Origin of the sequence: Shewanella cyperi (genome assembly GCF_017354985.1) — a bacterium.
GTDB lineage: Bacteria > Pseudomonadota > Gammaproteobacteria > Enterobacterales > Shewanellaceae > Shewanella > Shewanella cyperi.
This window is the reverse complement of record NZ_CP071501.1, coordinates 1,871,052-1,888,591: the sequence shown is the minus strand read 5'-3', so window position 1 is coordinate 1,888,591 and position 17,540 is coordinate 1,871,052. Positions and strand designations below refer to the sequence as shown.

Annotated in this window: 11 protein-coding genes; 9 read left to right on the top strand and 2 right to left on the bottom strand. The window is 58.9% G+C overall.

The window, feature by feature from the left end:
- Positions 1-78 precede the first annotated feature (78 nt).
- The 9 genes from JYB84_RS08110 (at position 79) to JYB84_RS08070 (ending at position 16,936) form a co-directional block, all read left to right on the top strand.
- The gene (locus tag JYB84_RS08110) at positions 79-1,989 is read left to right on the top strand and encodes a transglycosylase SLT domain-containing protein (protein WP_207322897.1); all 1,911 of its coding nucleotides are present in this window, start codon (positions 79-81) and stop codon (positions 1,987-1,989) included.
- 98 nt (positions 1,990-2,087) lie between these two features.
- On the top strand, positions 2,088-2,801 hold the full coding sequence (locus JYB84_RS08105; RefSeq protein WP_207322896.1) for an EAL domain-containing protein: 714 nt from the start codon (positions 2,088-2,090) through the stop codon (positions 2,799-2,801).
- A 70-nt stretch (positions 2,802-2,871) separates the two neighbouring features.
- A complete protein-coding gene (locus JYB84_RS08100; protein ID WP_207322895.1) occupies positions 2,872-3,798 on the top strand; it encodes an AAA family ATPase in 927 nt (308 codons plus the stop codon).
- A gap of 2 nt (positions 3,799-3,800) precedes the next feature.
- Positions 3,801-4,757 (top strand): DUF58 domain-containing protein, encoded by a 957-nt coding sequence (locus tag JYB84_RS08095; RefSeq protein WP_207322894.1) that lies wholly within the window; start codon positions 3,801-3,803, stop codon positions 4,755-4,757.
- Positions 4,754-6,772 (top strand): transglutaminase TgpA family protein, encoded by a 2,019-nt coding sequence (locus JYB84_RS08090; protein ID WP_207322893.1) that lies wholly within the window; start codon positions 4,754-4,756, stop codon positions 6,770-6,772. The genes JYB84_RS08095 and JYB84_RS08090 overlap by 4 nt, the downstream gene beginning before the upstream one ends.
- An 84-nt stretch (positions 6,773-6,856) precedes the next feature.
- Positions 6,857-10,363, top strand: coding sequence for an exodeoxyribonuclease V subunit gamma (recC, locus tag JYB84_RS08085; protein ID WP_207322892.1), 3,507 nt, complete (start codon positions 6,857-6,859; stop codon positions 10,361-10,363).
- Positions 10,360-13,905, top strand: coding sequence for an exodeoxyribonuclease V subunit beta (gene recB / locus JYB84_RS08080; protein ID WP_207322891.1), 3,546 nt, complete (start codon positions 10,360-10,362; stop codon positions 13,903-13,905). The genes recC and recB overlap by 4 nt, the downstream gene beginning before the upstream one ends.
- Positions 13,902-15,803, top strand: coding sequence for an exodeoxyribonuclease V subunit alpha (recD, locus tag JYB84_RS08075; protein WP_207322890.1), 1,902 nt, complete (start codon positions 13,902-13,904; stop codon positions 15,801-15,803). Before recB ends, recD begins: the two co-directional genes overlap by 4 nt.
- Before the next feature lie 122 nt (positions 15,804-15,925).
- Positions 15,926-16,936: a D-alanine--D-alanine ligase gene (locus JYB84_RS08070; RefSeq protein ID WP_207322889.1), complete on the top strand. Its 1,011-nt coding sequence runs from the start codon at positions 15,926-15,928 to the stop codon at positions 16,934-16,936.
- Positions 16,937-16,984: 48 nt separating this feature from the next.
- On the opposite strand, the gene JYB84_RS08065 is transcribed toward JYB84_RS08070, so the two are convergent.
- Both JYB84_RS08065 and JYB84_RS08060 read right to left on the bottom strand, forming a co-directional pair.
- Entirely contained in the window at positions 16,985-17,275 is a 291-nt protein-coding gene (locus JYB84_RS08065; protein ID WP_207322888.1) for a YciI-like protein, read from the bottom strand.
- Between the two features lie 18 nt (positions 17,276-17,293).
- Positions 17,294-17,530: a ribosomal protein L7/L12 gene (locus JYB84_RS08060; RefSeq protein ID WP_207322887.1), complete on the bottom strand. Its 237-nt coding sequence runs from the start codon at positions 17,528-17,530 to the stop codon at positions 17,294-17,296.
- Positions 17,531-17,540: the final 10 nt, after the last annotated feature.

The window sequence follows — 17,540 nt, the reverse complement described above, 5'->3', positions numbered from 1 at the left end:
TGCCAGAAAGCCGCAAAATCGGAACGCCCGCTCATCCGGCGGGCACTTAAAGGCACTACTACGGGAGAAAGTCCCATCATGCTGAAGCAGTTTTTTGGCATACTGATCACCCTGGCACTGGCCGCGCCCGCCACAACCACACAGGCAGCGCAGCTGACCCAGCAACAAACCGATTTTCTTGCCGCCGAAAGAGCCTTGGTTGCAGGGAAAAGACAGGACTACCAGCGGCTGCGGCAAAAGCTGGACAGCTACCCCCTGGCGATTTATCTCGACTATAACGCCAGGGTTGACCACTGGTTACAACTGCCCGCCACCAAGCTCGGCCCAGAGCTGGAGCTGGTCAAGGACACTCCGCTTTTGGCCCGTGCCCGCCACAGGTACCTGCGCAGGGCCGGCAAAGAAGATCGCTGGCAGGACTTTTTGGCTATGAGCCCCACCCAGCCCAAAGATCTGGTGCTGCAGTGTTATTTCTATCAGGCCCAATTGCACCAGGGCGACAAGCAGTTGGCATTCCAGGGGGCCAAGGAGCTGTGGCTTTATGGCTATTCCCGTCCCAAGGAATGCGATCCCCTGTTTACCGCCTGGGTAAAAGCCGGCCACCGCACCCAGGAACTGATCTGGTCACGCATGTTTCTGGCCTTTGAGGCAGATGAAGGCTCCTTGTTGGCCTTCCTGGCAAAAAAGGTCACCAAATACCACAAGGAAGCCCAACGCTTGCTGGATATCTACCGGGATCCGCGCAACTTGCGGCACCTGGAACGCTGGCAAGACAAGGCTCCGGTGATGGCGGATATGGTTGCGGCCGGACTCAGGCGCCTGTCATACCGGGATCTCAAGGAAGCCGTGTCTCTGTTTCAGCGCTACGACAAGGCCAAGCGCTTCAATCCGCTCACCAGTCGCCAACTGCAGCGCCATTTAAGCAGGCGCATTTTGCTGCGTCAGGAGCAGGAGCTGCAAAGCTTCGCCGATGCCCTGTTGCCGCAGCTGGTTTCCGACGATCTGGTGGAAATGCGCCTGCGCTGGGCATTGAGGGACAATGATCCCGAAGCCCTGAAACGCTTTTTACCCCTGCTGAGCAGTGAAGGTGCCGCCGAGCCCCGCTGGCAGTACTGGCTTGCCGTCAATACCGAAGATAAAACCGAATCAAAGCGGCTGCTGTCGGAACTGGTGAAGCAACGCAGCTTTTATGGTTTCCAGGCAGCCGCATTGCTGAACCAAAACGTTAACCTGGAAGATATCCCCACAGCGACGGCAGAACCGGGGGCGGCGTTGGAGGCGACGCCGGCGCTCGCCAGGATCACCGAATTACTGGCGCTCGGCCGCCTGCAGGATGCCCGCAGTGAATGGCTGTCGTTGCTTGGCCGTCAATCACGGGAACGCCAGGGCCATTTTGGACGCCTGGCCATGGACCGAGGCTGGGATTTCCTGGCGGTGGATGCCTCTATCCAGGCCAAACTCTGGGACGATATGGCCATGCGCTTCCCCGCGGCCGAACTGAAGCATTTCGAGCGCCATGCCAAAGGTCTGGGGGTGGACGCAGCCGAACTGATGGCCATAGCCCGTCGGGAAAGTGCCTTTTACCCCTTGGCAAGCTCCTCCGTGGGTGCCCGTGGCTTGATGCAGCTGATGCCGGCCACCGCCAAGCAAACGGCCAAACGCCATAACGTCCCATATCAACGGATTGAGCAACTGGACGATCCGTCCACCAACATTGCCCTTGGCAGCGCCTATTACAACAGCCTGCTGAAGCGATACAAGAATAACCGAATTTTTGCGACTGCGGCCTATAATGCCGGCCCTGAGCGGGTGGATGCCTGGCGCAAGCGCACCAAGGGGGAACTGGATCCCATGGCCTTTATCGAGTCGATTCCGTTCAGGGAAACCCGGGAATATGTCCAGGCGGTATTCAGTTACAGGATGATATATCAGCATCGCAGCGGTAAAGACACGCCCCTGTTCAACTCGGTGGAATTGCAATCCGGCTACTGACAGTACGCTGTTTCTTTCGCCTGTTAGTGCCGGGGCGATTGATCTTCTCGAGTAAATGCGAATAATTAGCATTTACACGATAAAATTGGAATGCGGCGATGAAAACCAGGCTATTGATGGGATGCGAATATCAGGCGCTGGTGGATACCATCAGCGGCGATACCCTTGGCTATGAAGCGCTGGCGCGTTTTCAAACCCTTGAGGGTCAGGCTGTGGCCCCCAACAGCCTGTTTGAACGGCTGCACCACAATCCTGCGCAACTGGCCAGGGTTGAGCTGGCCGCCAAAGCCTGCCAACTCAGGCACGCCCCCCATGCTGACAAGCTGTTTCTCAATATCGATCCCCACAGCCTGCAGGGACTGGATGATGACTGGTTCGAGGCGCTGGCACAGCGCGGCAATATCACCATAGAGCTGATTGAAAATACCTGCATCAATGACGCTGTGATAGCCACTGAGTTGGCGCACAGGCTTCAGCATCACGGCATCAGAGTGGCATTGGATGACGCCGGTGCGCCCCATGCCCTGCTCAGTCTGCCTTTGCTGGCACAGGTTGATTGCATCAAGTTCGATCGTCACTGGCTGGATCTGCTGCAGGACGACTGTCAGCGTACATTACTTGAGCATCTGCTGGGCTTTGCCAGGGAAACCGGCAAAAACACAGTACTGGAAGGCATTGAAACCCAGGAACAGCTGACTCTGGCGCGCAGATTGGGACTCGATATGGTGCAGGGATTCCTGTTCCGTGAGCGATTTATCAGGCAAATTCCGGATACGCCGCTGGAGCTGAATTTCCAGGCCCAGCCGGATTAATTGTTTGGCCGGGTTTGCATCGGCAGCGATTTTGCCAGAGGATAGAAAGACCAGTCTGGAGGAGTTTATTATGGCCGATCGGCAAAGCGGTACAGCACATCTCGAAATTCAGGCCATCAAGGATCAACTCAACAAGGTACTGCTGGGCAAGGCAGAGCAAATTCGCCTGGCACTTGCCTGCATTCTCGCCCGAGGCCATCTGCTTATCGAAGATCTTCCCGGCATGGGCAAAACCAGCCTGTCCCATGCCATGGCCATCAGCCTGGGGCTCAGCTACCAGAGGATCCAGTTCACCAGCGACATGTTGCCGGCGGACATTCTCGGGGTCTCCATTTTCGACAAACAGGAAAATCAATTCGTCTTTCATCCCGGCCCGGTTTTCCGGCAAATGGTGTTGGCCGATGAAATTAACCGCGCCAGTCCCAAGACCCAAAGTGCCCTGCTTGAAGCCATGGCCGAAGGTCAAATCACAGTGGATGGCAACACCCATTTCCTGCCCCGCCCCTTTTTCGTGATAGCCACCCAAAACCCTACCGAACAATCGGGAACCTTTCCGCTGCCGGAGTCCCAACTCGATAGATTCATGATGCGCATTTCCATCGGTTACCCCGCCAAGGAAGCAGAAATGGCCATGTTGCGCCAAACCCAGATAGCCCAGGACAAACTGGTGCAGTGCATCAGCCCCAGCAGCCTGGTCAGTCTGCAACAGGCGGTGGATGAGGTCAGTGCCTCCGATGCCCTGCTCAACTACATTTTGGCACTGGTAACAGCATCGAGAAGTCACAGCGAAGGTTATGGCCTGTCACCCAGGGCCACCAAGGCGCTGTTGCAGGCCGCCAAGGCCTGGGCCTTCCTCGATGGCCGCCATTATTTGGTACCCGAAGATGTTCAGGCGGTGTTTGTCGCTGTAGCCCAACACAGGATCCGCGCCAGCAGTCAATTGCAGGGCCAGACCTTGGCCGAAACCCTGTTGTCCCAGGTTAATCCCATAGGCTAGCCATGGCACTCAGCGTACCGGAGCGCTTACGGCGCCGATTCGATGCATTCCTTGACCGGCGTCTGCCACCGGCCAGCAGTCAGGAGCTGTCCCATAAAAGCATCTTTATCTTCCCCAGCGGTTTCGGCTTCGCCTGGTTGGGCTTGGTATTGCTGCTTTACCTGTTTGGTACCAACTATCAAAACAATCTGGTGATTGGCCTGGCCCTGGTGCTGTTGAGCCTGTTTTTAAGCTGCATTATCTACAGCTTTCGCAATCTTGCCGGGCTTAACCTGAGCCGATTACCACCGCCACACATCTATGCCGGCGAAACCCTGGCCCTGCCCATGGAGCTGACGTCGTCCCATGGTGCCATGGCCGTCAACCTGAGCTATCCCGGCAATGAGGTGGTGGTGTGCGATTGCGGCAAAGAGCCCCAAAAAGTATTGGTGCCGGTCAAAACCCGCAAGCGCGGCCTGCTGCTTCCCGGACGACTGCTGGTGGAATCCCGCTATCCCCTGGGGCTGCTGCGTACCTGGTCCTGGCTTGATATGGACGTAGCGCATCCGGTGTTTGCCTCGCCACTGCCCGCTCCTGTGCATCTGGGTGCCGACAGCGATGCCTCAAGCAGCAGTGACCTTGGAAAGCACGTGGCGGGCGTGGACGAGTTTGCCGGGCTGCGCAGCTATGTTCCGGGCGAGTCACTGCAACGGGTAGCCTGGAAACAGTTGGCCCAGGGACGGGGCATGTTAAGCAAGGATTTTGCCGAGCCCCAGGGCCTGCCCCAATGGCTGGCGCTTCCTGCCAACGAGCCATTGGAAACGGCCCTGTCCCAGTTGGCCTGGCAGGTAGATGAACTGACCCGGAGCAAGCAAATTTTCGGCCTTCGTCTGGGTGACACAGTGCTGGAGCCGGCTCTGGGAGAGCAACACAGGATCGGCTGCCAATTGACCATAGCCCTTTATCCGGAGCGGCCATGAAAACCCTGGGCACGGAAGTCATAGCCAGACACAGCCTGCGTTGGTTGTTGGTGGCCCAGATTGGTTTGCTGCTGCCACTGGTAGATAATGCCACCCCCTGGAGCCTGGGGATCTGTGCCATTTGCTTTATCTGGCGTCTGGGAATTTATCTTGGCAAGGTCGCCAAGCCCCCCCGAGCCCTGGTAACCACCCTGGGGATAGGCTCCGCTGTAACCCTGGGGCTTATCGCGAAAGAAATCGGCCTGCTCAATGCACTGATTAATCTGCTGTTGCTGGGTTATTCACTGAAATTTATAGAAATTCGTAATCGTCGCGATGTCCGCGTGGTGGTACTTGCCGGTTATTTTCTGATTGCGCTCAATTTCATTGACAGTCAAAGCATACTGAATGCCGCCTTTATCCTAATGCTAACCGGGGTCAACACTTCGGTGCTGCTGACCTTGTATCACAACCGCTTGAGTCTCAGGGAACCACTGGCATTCAAAATGCTGCTGCAAAGCCTGCCGCTGGCACTGTTGTTGTTTCTGGTACTGCCCCGACTCGCTCCCCTGTGGCTGGTACCACAGTTAAAAACCGGCCAAACCGGCCTCAGCGACACAGTCAATCCCGGCGACATCGCCAAGTTAACCAAATCCGATGCCCTGGCGTTCCGGGCAACCTTTGAGGGCCAGATCCCGGCCAACCCGCAGCTTTACTGGCGAGCCCTGGTACTGGAAAACTACGATGGCCGCCAATGGCGCCTGGCACCGGAAGCCAGAAAGTTGCAAAAGGATGCCCCCTTCCTGCCGCCCCTTCGCGAAGCCAACAAGGGCACAAGCCTGGATTATGAGATCATTGCCGAGGCGAGCCGCGAGCATTGGCTTTTCGGCCTGGATGTAGCCTATTCCCCAACCCAGGGCGTCAGCAACCTGCCGGACTTCAGCCTCTATGCCCACCGTTCCCTGGAGGGACGCTTCCATTATCAAGTCAGTTCAGTGGCCACTGCCGCCATGGATCCGCGCTTGGGTCTTGGGGTGAAGCAGCGTAACCTTGCCCTGCCACAAGACAGCAATCCCCGCACATTGGCATTGGCGCAGCAATTTCAGGAACAGTATCCGGCCCCAAACGCCAGGCTTGACGCCATGATGAACCTGTTCAACAAGGAAGCCTTTTTTTACACCCTGACTCCACCCACCCTGGGCGAAGAACAGATAGATGATTTCCTGTTCAACACCCGGCGCGGGTTTTGCGCCCATTATGCCTCCGCATTGGTGTTTCTGGCCCGGGCTACAGGTATTCCTGCCCGCATGGTCACGGGCTATCAGGGCGGTGAGTTCAACAGTGTCGGCGGTTATCTCAGCGTCTATCAGTATATGGCCCATGCCTGGGTTGAAGTTTGGCTTGAGGGCCGTGGTTGGCAGCGGCTGGATCCCACCGCCATGATAGCGCCGTCACGGATCCTTGATGGCTTTGACGCCACATTCAACCCGGATGAGGCCTATCTGCAAAATTCTCCCCTGAGTCCGTTGAATCTGAAGCAGTATCCCTGGCTCAATGAATTAAGGCTGAGGATGGCCAGCCTGGATTACTACTGGAGCCTGTGGGTACTGGGTTTTGACGGTGATCGTCAGCGGCAATTGCTGTCCAACCTGCTGGGCGGTTTTTCCATTGCCCGCCTGGCATTGCTGGTATTGATAGGGCTGGGCGGTATTTTGCTGTTGGTGGCCTGGCAGGCCGGACTGCTGCGCCAGCCAAAGAAGAAAGACCCTCTGCTGGCCGCCTTTACTGCGTTGGAGCAGAGCCTGGCTAAGCGGGGACTGAAACGGAGCCAGGGCGAAGGGCCGCGTGACTATTGCGATCGGGCCATCAGCGCCTTCCCGTCGATGGCCGACGATCTCAAAGCCTGGCAGCAGTTGTTCCTGAGGCTCAGATACGGCCCGGCACTGCCGCGGGGATACCATCAATCACTGCGCAAACTCAAACGTGACACCCGGCGGCTGCGGCTGCTGCTCAGAAACGCACAGCTCAATTCCTGAGCCAGGCTTTGCGCGGCGGTTGAATGCGTTAAGTCAGTCACTTAGAATGATTTTTCAAATTTTTTATCTCACTGGCCGGGGCTTATGTTCAGACTCATTCAATCCAACCAGATGGAAGTGCTGTCTTCGCGGCTTGCGGATCTGGTGCGCTTCCCAGCCCCCGGCAGCCCCCCCCTTGGCGAAGAGCAGATCCTGGTGCAAAGCCCGGGTATGGCCACCTGGCTCAGATTGGAACTGGCGGCCCACAATGGCATAGCGGCGGCGCTGGCCTTTCCCCTGCCTTCGAGTTTCATTTGGTCACTGTGCCATACCCTGCTGCCCGGGGTACCCATGGACAACGCCTTCACCAAGGAGGCCATGACCTGGAAGCTGATGCAATTGCTGCCGGGGTTGTTGGATGCCGACACCCAGGGTTTATACCAACCCCTCGGGCACTATTTGGCCGCAGCGGATACGCAGGATAAGGCCACTGAGCAAACAAGCCAGCCGCTCAAGCTGTATCAACTGGCGGGGCGCATCGCCGACATCTTTGACCAATATCTGGTGTACCGCCCGGACTGGATCCTGGCCTGGGAAAGTGGCCAGGATAATCCGTTGCCCGATGGCAAGTCCCTGCCGCAAAGCGCCCTGTGGCAACCGGCGCTGTGGCGCCAATTACAGGCCTTCAACAATAAGCACCTGCGCCAAAGTCGCTGGCACAGGGCCAATCTGCATCAGAGTCTGCTGGAGGCCCTCGCCGATCCCAATACCTCCCTGGCCGGACTGCCCAAGCGGCTGTTTGTCTTTGGCATCTCCTCAATGGCGCCCCAAACATTGGAGGTGCTGCACGCCCTTGCCGGGCGCATAGATGTGCTGATGTTTAATCTCAGTCCCTGTCGCCAATACTGGGGCGATATAGTGGATCCGCGTCAGCGGGCCCGTCTGGCGCTGAAATACGGCGAAAACAAACTCTTGCCCGAGCATTGGGAAGACAGTCTGGAGGTGGGCAACCCGCTGTTGGCGGCCAACGGCAAAATGGGCCGCGAGCTGCTCGATCTTATCCTCAGCTTGCCGGAGCAACACCTGGATACGGATGAAGCCCTCTATGTGGAACCGGGTCAGGATTGCCTGTTGCACCTGCTGCAACAGGACATTCTGGAGATGCAAATTCTGGACGATGAACCGCTGGGGCCGGATCTGCACCTGTACCAGCAGGCCGCCAAACGCCGGCCCTTGCGCCCGGATGACAGCTCCCTTTGCATCCGCAGTTGCCACAGTCCCCTCAGGGAAGTGGAAACCCTGCATGATCATTTGCTGGCACTCTTAGCCACCGATGAAGGCTTAACGCCCAAGGACATAGTGGTGATGCTGCCGGATGTCGCCGCCTACGCTCCCTACATAGATGCGGTCTTTTCCTCCCGCCGCGGCGATCACGCCATTCCCTACGCCATTGCCGACAGGGGCGCCCGCGAAGAATCCCCCCTGGTCAACAGCTTTTTGACCGCCCTGGACCTGGATAACAGCCGTTTTGGTCTGTCGGATATTCTTGGGATGCTGGAAGTGCCGGCGGTGATGGCCAGGTGGCGTCTGGATGAGGATGAACTGGCACGAATTCGCCAATGGTTGCGCGATGCCGGGGTACGCTGGGGGCGCGACGGTGCCAGTCGTGAGCGCCTGGCGCTGCCGGCCTTTGACAAGCATTCATGGGCCTTCGGGGTACGCCGCCTTATCCTGGGCTACGCACTGGGCGATGACAGCGAGCTGTATCTGGGCAATCTGCCCATGTCCGGCATAGAAGGCCAGCAGGCACAGGCGCTCGGTAAGCTTTTGGACTTTATCGAGATGCTCGACGAATTCCGCCTGTCCATGGCCAAGCAAGCCAGGGCGCCAGAGCGTCTTGCGCTGCTGGCCGGATTGTTGGAGCAACTGTACCAGGACAGCGACGACAGCCGCGACGATCTGCAGCTCATCCGTGAATGCCTGGGTAAGCTCTCGGACAACCTCAGCGGCAGTGGTTTTGACCAGGAGCTGCCATTGGCGGTCATGGCCCAGTACTTCCGCTCTGAGCTGGGTCAGTCACGAGTAGGACAAAGATTCCTCTCCGGTGCGGTCAATTTCTGTACCCTGATGCCGATGCGCTCCATTCCCTTCCAGGTGGTGTGCCTGCTCGGCATGAACGATGGCCTGTATCCCAGAGTGCAGCATCCCGTGGGATTCGATCTGATGGCCCAGCTTGGCCCCAGACGGGGCGACCGCTCCCGCCGTCTGGATGACAGATACCTGTTCCTCGAGGCGCTGTTGTCCGCCAGACGCCAGTGCTACATCAGCTATATCGGTCACAGCGAGCGCGATAACAGCGAACGCCTGCCGTCCATGCTGGTGTCGGAGCTGCTGGATTGCTGCGAACTGAGCGTGCGCCCGGCCCATCTGCCACTGCCCGAAGTCGATGACGCCCAAATGGCCAGCGATTTTGCCGACCGCTGCAGTGCCGAACTCTGGCGCATGCTGGTGTGGCGTCAACCCTTGCAGCCCTTTGATGAGCGCCTGTACCGGGCCGATGACCAGTCGCTGACCCCCAGCTTTTCGCCCCAGTGGTATCCACAGGCCTTGGCCACGGCTAAGGACAGGCTGCCCTTTGTCGACATCCAGCTCACGGCGGACGCCGATGAATGGGCCGACGCCCTGCCGCTCGCCGCGCTCATACGTTTCTACCGTGACAGCAGCCGTTTCTATTGCCAGCGGCGCCTCAAGCTGGATCTGCGCCTGGATCTGGAGCAACAGGAAGACGAGGAGCCCTTTGCCCTTAACGCCCTGGAACGCTACCAGTTGCAGCTGCTGCTGATGGACACGGCACTGACCGTGGATGAAGATCAGGCCCCCGAGGCGCTGGCAGATCTAGGCATGCGCCTCGGCGCCTCCGGTCAATTGCCGATGGCGCCCTTTGATGGTTTGCTGCTGACGGATTTCAGCCGCGATGTGGCCCCGGCCATCGAGCGCTGCCGCTTTTTGTTCGCCGATGCCGAGCCGGATACCCTGGCCCTGGAGCTCAACTTGCCCTCGGGTCAAAAACTCAGTGGCCGAATCGACCGCCTCTACCCCAAGGGCATGGTCAATTTCCGTCCCGGCACCGCCAAGGCCAAAGATCTGTTGGCGTTGTATTTAAGGCACCTGTGTCTGTGTGCAGCCGGCAGAAGCGCCCCCTCCTTCCTGTTGGATTCCGGGCATTTCCACAGCCTAAGCCCGCTGCTGCCGGAAATGGCATTGACGCTGCTGGATAGTCTGGTGGCCCATTACCGCCATGCCGCGACAGTGCCTCTGGCCTTTTTCCCCGGCTGCTCCCTGGAATACGCCCAGGCCGAGGGCGATCATGAGACCCGGCTCGCGGCCGTGGCCCCCATCTGGCTCGATGAGCAAGGGGGGGAAGAGCGCGGTGAAGGTACCGAGCCCCACAACCGGCGCCTGTTCCGCTTTCCCGATGACTTCAGCGAAGCCGGTTTCGGCCAACTGGCGCTGGATGTCTACACGCCGCTGCTGGCCCTGTACCACAAGGACAAGCTGGCCGCGCTGGGCGATTTCGTCCGCGTCGGACCCACCACAGGAGCCACAGTATGAGCGCCGCAAGCAGCCAAACCCTGGACGCCCTCAACCTGCCACTGCACGGCACCCGGCTTATTGAGGCCAGCGCCGGCACCGGCAAGACCTACACCATAGCCAACCTGTACCTGCGGTTGTTGCTGGGACTGGGGGAGCAAGGGGCCAGCGAAACCCCGCTGAAGGTGGATGAGATTCTGGTGGTGACCTTTACCAATGCCGCCACCAGTGAACTCAGGGACAGGATCCGTCGCCGCATTCAGCAGGCCTTCCGGGCGTTTCTGGGCCTTCGCATCAAGGATGGCTTTATTGAGGCGCTGCTAGACGGGGTTGCCGGGCAAGACAGACCCATGGCGCTCAGGCGCCTCGACGCCGCACTCAAGGGACTCGACGAGGCGGCCATCTATACCATTCACGGCTTTTGCCAGCGGGTGCTGGCGGATATGGCCTTTGAATCTGCGCTGCTGTTTGAGTCCGAGTTCACCCTGGATGACAGTGAATATCTGCAACGGGCGGTGCGCGACTTCTGGCGAGCCCATTGCTATGGCATGGCCCCTGAACTGGCGGCCTTAATCCGCGCAAAATTTGAAAGCCCGGATGCCCTGATGGCGGCCCTGAGACCCTTGCTCGGCGCCCAGGACGCGGTCCCGGCGCAATCACCGGTCCCCTTTGAGCAGGCCGCCCAAGATCTCAGCCAGGGATTGGCCCGTATGCGCCTGTCCTGGCCAAGGGACAGGGATGCCACCCTGGCGCTGTTAACCAAACTGCCGCTCAATGGCACCAGCTATGGCAAACAGGCCGACGGCTATCCCAAGCTGGCCGACATGTTTTTGGATATGGATAACTGGTGCCGGTTTGGCAGCGGCCTGCCTCCGGCCAAGGTGCTTTCGGCGCTGGCCCTTGGCAACATCAAGCTCAACAAGGGCGGCAGCCTGCCCTCGCCCCAGCAAGCACCACTGCTGGCGCAGATTGAGGCTTTGGCACACACAGCAGAGCAATTGCTGCCGGCCTTTCTGGTGACGGCCCGGGAGGAAATCCGTCAGCGTTTCCACGCCCTTAAGCGCCAACAGCAACTGCTGAGCCCGGACGATCTGCTGCTGACCCTGGCAGGCGCCCTCGAAGGTGAAGACAAGACCCTGGCATCCGTGCTCAGGCGCCGTTTCCCCATTGCCCTTATCGATGAATTCCAGGATACGGATCCGCTGCAGTTCGCCATTTTCGGCACCATCTATCCCGAAGGCCGTTTGTTGATGATTGGCGATCCCAAACAGGCCATTTACGCCTTCCGTGGCGGTGATATACACACTTACCTCAAGGCCCGTGCAACCACCACGGCCCAATATCATCTGGGCACCAACTACCGCTCCGCCGAATCCATGGTGGCTGGGGTCAATCGACTGTTCCAGGCCCGGGAAGATGCCTTTATCGATGCCGCCATTCCCTTTGACGCCGTTGACAGCCAGGCCCGCGGCGAGGACAAAAGCCTCAAGGTTGGCGGCTGCACAGCGCCGGGACTGCAGCTACGCCTGCTGGCAGAGGATCCTGTCACGGGTCTTAACAAGACAGATGCCAGGGCGAGGCTTGCCGAAGATGCCGCCTCCGAGATCTGCCGCCTGCTGACCCTGGCTGCAGACGGTGAGGCACAGATAGTCAAAGAGTCCAAGGAAAAACCACTGTTGGCGCGGGATATCGCCGTGCTGGTCAGGGACAGGAACGAGGCCGCCGAGATGCGCGATGCCCTCGCCAAAAGGCGCATAGGCGCCGTATTCCTCAGCCGCGACAGCGTGTTCGATACCCTGGAGGCCAGGGAGCTGGCGCTGGTGCTGTTGGCGCTGGCAAAGCCCAGGGATGAGCAGGCTATCCGCGCGGCCATGGCAACCGAGCTTTGGGGCGGCCGCGCCAGCGATATTCATGGCTTCAACGTCGATGAAGACAAAAGGGCTGCGCTGCTGGAGCAATTTGCCAATCTGCACCTGCTGTGGCAACGCCAGGGGGTGATGCCGGCACTGATGCAACTGGCCACGGAAACCGGCTTGCTGGAACGTCTCAAGGGCCATGAAAACGCCGAGCGACGGCTGACGGATATACGCCATCTGTCGGAATTGCTGCAACAGAAAGCCAGCGAGCTGGACGGTATGGCGGCCCTGCTGCACTGGTACGAACAGGAACTGTGCCAGGCCAGCGGCGGCGAAGAGCAGCAGCTGCGACTGGAAAGCGAACAAAATCTGGTGCAGATAGTCACCATACACAAGAGCAAGGGCCTGGAGTACGGCGTCTGCTTTATCCCCTTTATCAGCCTGGCACGGGATCAAAGCCGCAAGCCCACCCCCTTGCTGTATCACTCAGACAAGGGCCTGTGTTGGGATCTAGGCGGCAGCGATGAGGCCTTTGAGCGCTGGAAGCAGGAACAGTTGGCCGAAGATCTGCGCCTGCTGTACGTTGCCCTGACCCGCCCCGTGTACCGCTGTTACCTTTACATAGCCAACCACAGTCGCATGTTGAAGGCCGGCCTTAAAAGCCATCTGCATCAGACCGCCATCGGCTATTGCCTCGGCGTAGACAATGAGGACTGCGACAGTCAACTGTTGGCGGCAAAGGCCAGGGCGCTTGCCGGCGATATCATGGCGCTGGAATGGGTCGCAGCCGGATCAGACAACCGAGTGCTGCCAACGACCGAGCACCAGGGCAGCGAGCTGATGCTGCGAAAGCCCCGTGCCAGAGACGCAGTGCGCTGGCGCGTCGGCAGCTACTCAGCCCTGGTCAAGGACAGCAGCCATGGCAGCAAGCCGGGGGCCGCCGATGAGCACTATGATGTGCTCGAATCCCTGCCATCCCCCCGGACCACCGAGACCAGCCTTGACCGCTTTGGTTTTGATCGCGGCGCCAATGCCGGCAGTTTTATGCACCTGGTATTGGAGCTGTTCGACTTCACCCGCGCCGATGCCGAGCTGGAAACCGCGCTGACCAAGGCCATGGCCCAATACGGCATCGCCGAACACTGGTTCGATATGCTCAAAGACTGGTACCTGTCACTGCTGCAAGCACCGCTCGATGGCGGGCAATTGACCCTGTCACGTTTGACCGCAGCCGACAAACTGGTGGAAATGGAATTTTACCTGCCGGTCATGGGGCTCAATCCCGATAAACTGTCGGCCCTGCTTGGCCGCTACGGCTATGGCAGCCAATACGGTTTTGACACCTTGTGCGGCATGCTTAAAGGCTTTATCGATCTGGTGTTCTGCCATGGGGGCCGCTTCTATGTGGCCGATTACAAATCGAACCATCTTGGTCATGATTTTTCCTGCTACGACAGACAGGCGATGGCCAGTGCCATTCGCGATCACCATTACGATCTTCAATACCTGCTGTACAGCCTGGCCCTGCATCGCTTCCTTCGCCAGCGGCTGCCGGACTATGACTATGAGCAGGATTTCGGCGGTGTGTATTATCTGTTCCTGCGCGGTATGGATGCCACCGAGCCCGGCAAGGGCATCTTTTACGACAGGCCACCCAAGGCACTGATCGAGGAGTTGGATAAGATGTTCACAGGAGAGCCAGGATGATCCTCACTTGCCCTATCCCCATGGCGCAGCAGCTCAAAGTTTGGCAGCAACAGGGACTGCTGGAGCCGCTCAATCGGCACTTTGCCCTGGAACTGACACGGCTGCATGGGGATGATTCCCCGCTGGGTTTACTGTGCTGCGCCCTGGTGAGCCGCAATCTCAGTGCCCAAAACAGCTGCCTGCTGTTATCGGATCTCGACTTGCAAAATCCCCTCGGCGAGCGCCATCCCTCGGTATCCATCAACACCGACTTGCCCGGACTGCTTCAGGCCATTACCGCACTGCCCATGGTGGCGGCCCCCGGGGACAAGATCACCAAACCCTTGGTGCTGGACGGTGACAGGCTCTATCTCAAGCGTTACCACAGCTATGAAGTGAGTGTGGCTGACACCCTGCTGAGCCTCAGTCGTGAGCAGCAGCCGCTCTCAGAGCAGACGGCGCAACTGCTCGGAGCCCTGTTTCCCGGCACCACTGCCGATCGTGCTGACAACAACACTGCGCCGGATTGGCAAAAAATTGCCGTCGCCACCGCCTGTCGCCAGAAACTCACTGTCATCACCGGCGGACCGGGTACGGGCAAGACCACCACAGTGACCAAACTTTTGCTGTTATTGCTGGCGGTTGAACCCGAATTAAGGATCCGCATGGTGGCCCCCACAGGCAAGGCGGCAGCGCGTTTGAGTGAGTCCATAAAGGCCTCCAAGCAGCGTCTGGGCAGCAGTCTGGATCCCGCCGTCATCAGCCCGGAGCAGGTGGCCGCCCTGCCGGAGGACGCCGCCACCTTGCACCGCCTGCTGGGGGTAATTCCGGGTTCGCACAAATTCCGCCACCATGGCGACAATCCACTGGAGCTGGATCTGCTGCTGATAGACGAAGCCTCCATGGTGGATCTGCCCATGATGCACCGCCTGCTGGATGCCCTGCCGCCCAAGGCTCGGCTGATTTTACTGGGCGATCAGGACCAGCTGGCCTCGGTGGAAGCCGGCGCCGTGCTGGCAGATATCTGCCAGGGTATCAGCCAAGGGTCGAGGGTGAGCCGCGAGCAAGCAGCCATACTGGCGCAGCTGACCGGATACCCGTTCAGCCCCACGGAAAACGCCAGGCTTGGCGATAACCTGTGCCGATTGTGGCACAGCCACAGATTCAGCGGCGATGCCGGCATAGGTCGTTTGGCCAAGGCCGTCAACGAGGGTGACAATCAGGCGGTCACCCAGATATGGCAACAGGGGTATCGGGAGCTGAGCTGGCTTGGCCACGACGCCGGCAAGGGGTTGGAGCAGCTGTTGCAACTGGCGGTGTCCCGATACCGCGACTATCTCGAAGCCATGGTTCGGGGCGAAAGCGCCGACGCCATCATAGCCCAGTACAACCGCTTCCGGGTGCTGTGCGCCATGCGTGCCGGTGACTTCGGCGTTGAAGGCATCAACCGCCTGCTGACCGCCCGTCTGGCCCGGGAACGGCTGATAGTACCCAACCAGGAATTTTACGCCGGACGCCCCATCATCATTGGCAGCAACGACTATGGCCTGGGCCTGTTTAACGGCGACATAGGCATTATTCTGCCTCAGGGACCGGACAAGCGCCTGCTGGCTTGTTTCGTGCAAAGCGACGGCAGCCTGCTCAAGGTGCTGCCGGCGAGATTGCCAAGCCACGAAAGCTGTTTCGCCATGACGGTACACAAGAGTCAGGGCAGCGAATTTGAACAGGTGGCTCTGGTGCTGCCGCCGGATCCGTCCCCGGGCCAGCAGCAACTCATCAGCAGGGAACTGGTGTACACCGCCATTACCCGTGCCAAGGATGCCTTCTGCTGCCTTGGCACTGAAGCCCTGTTTGCTGCCGCCGTGGCTCGGCCCACCCGCCGCGCATCCGGCCTGGCCGCCAGGTTGTGGGGCAGCTAAAACAATGGCAAAGATGAGACAAATAGCGGTCCCCCTTGCGAGGTTGGCCGCCCCTCATTACACTGCTTGGCGCGGATGGCCCATTGCATCCTGGCCCCGCCCCAATTCATCACGGAGTGACAATGACTAAATACAACCTGGTGCTGCTCTGCGGCGGTGGTGGCAGCGAGCACGCCATCTCTTTGCTGTCGGCGGGCTATTTCGAGACCTGTCTGGCCAAGCTGGACAGATTCAACACCCTGTGGCTGGAATTGACCGCCGAGGGTCTGTACCGCACCAAGAACGGCAGCTATGTGGAGCTGACCAATAAACGGGAAATTCGTTTTGCGGACGACAAGCAGGCCCCCTGGCCGGTGGACTATGTTATCCCTTGCATTCACGGCTACCCGGGTGAGACCGGCGATATTCAATCCTGGTTCAACCTTATCAACCTGCCCTATTTCGGCTGCACCTCAGAAGCCAGCAGCAACTGTTTCAACAAGATCACCGCCAAGATGTGGTTCAGCGCCCTTGGGATCCCCAATACGCCTTACCTGTTCCTCGGGGAATACAACCCAGATGCCGTGGCAAGGGTTGAAGCCGCCTTCGATGACTGGGGCAGCGTCTTTATCAAGGCCGCCAGTCAGGGCTCGTCCGTTGGCTGCTTCCCGGCCAATAACAAGGCCGACATAGCACCCTTGCTGGCCAAGGCGTTCGAATACGCTCCCTACGTGGTGGTGGAGAAGACCATCAAGGCAAGGGAGCTCGAAATCGCCGTCTACGAATACCAGGGTGAAGTTATTGCGACCCGCCCCGGGGAAATCGTCTGCGCCGCCAATACCTTCTACAGCTTTGAAGAGAAATACGATGCCAAGAGCCAGGCAGTGACCCATGTGGAAGCCGGCAATGTCAGCGAAGACATCATTGCTGCCATGCGCGATTACGCCATCCGTGCCTTCAAGGGGCTGAAGCTGCGTCACCTGTCGCGTATCGACTTCTTCCTCACCGAAGACGACGAAATCCTGCTGAACGAGATCAATACCTTCCCGGGACTGACCCCAATCTCCATGTTCCCCAAGATGCTGGCCCACCACGGCCACGATTTTGCCAGCTATCTGCAGGACTGCATTCTCGCCGAGTTGGAACCGGCCTGATGCCAGGACAGCATGAAAAAAGCGCCCGCAGGCGCTTTTTTTTTTGATTCATTCCTGGTTGAGCAGACTTCCCACTACGGTGGTCCATGGCCGCACCTGCCAACGGGTAATAAGGCCGTTTATCACATAGGGATCGGCCCTGGCAAAACGCTCCGCCACCTCGGGGCTGTCAGCCTCAAACAGCAGCACAGCGCCATCCACAGGTTCGGCCAAGGCACCTGCCAGCAGCAGCTCGCCACGGGCTTCGGCTGCCTTGGCATGGGCCAGATGCAGGGCGCGAAATTCGGCGCGCCTGGCCACGTAATCATCTATGACATCGTACATCAGTAAATAGTGCATTCTTTGTTAATCCAAACATCAGCTTAAATAGCGAAAGGCAAAATAGCCCAGCAACACCAGGATAACCAACAGCAAGAACACCATGGAGCCGTTGCTGTCCGTGGGGATCTCAATATGGTTTTCCCTGGCGTAGCGTTCCACTTGCTGCTTGGCTTCCTTGAGCCCTATGCCCCTGAGTTCCCGCAATCGTTTGATGGCTTCTATCTTACGACCACTCTTGATGGCCTGCACCACTTCCGGTTCCATGACATCCATATCCGATCCC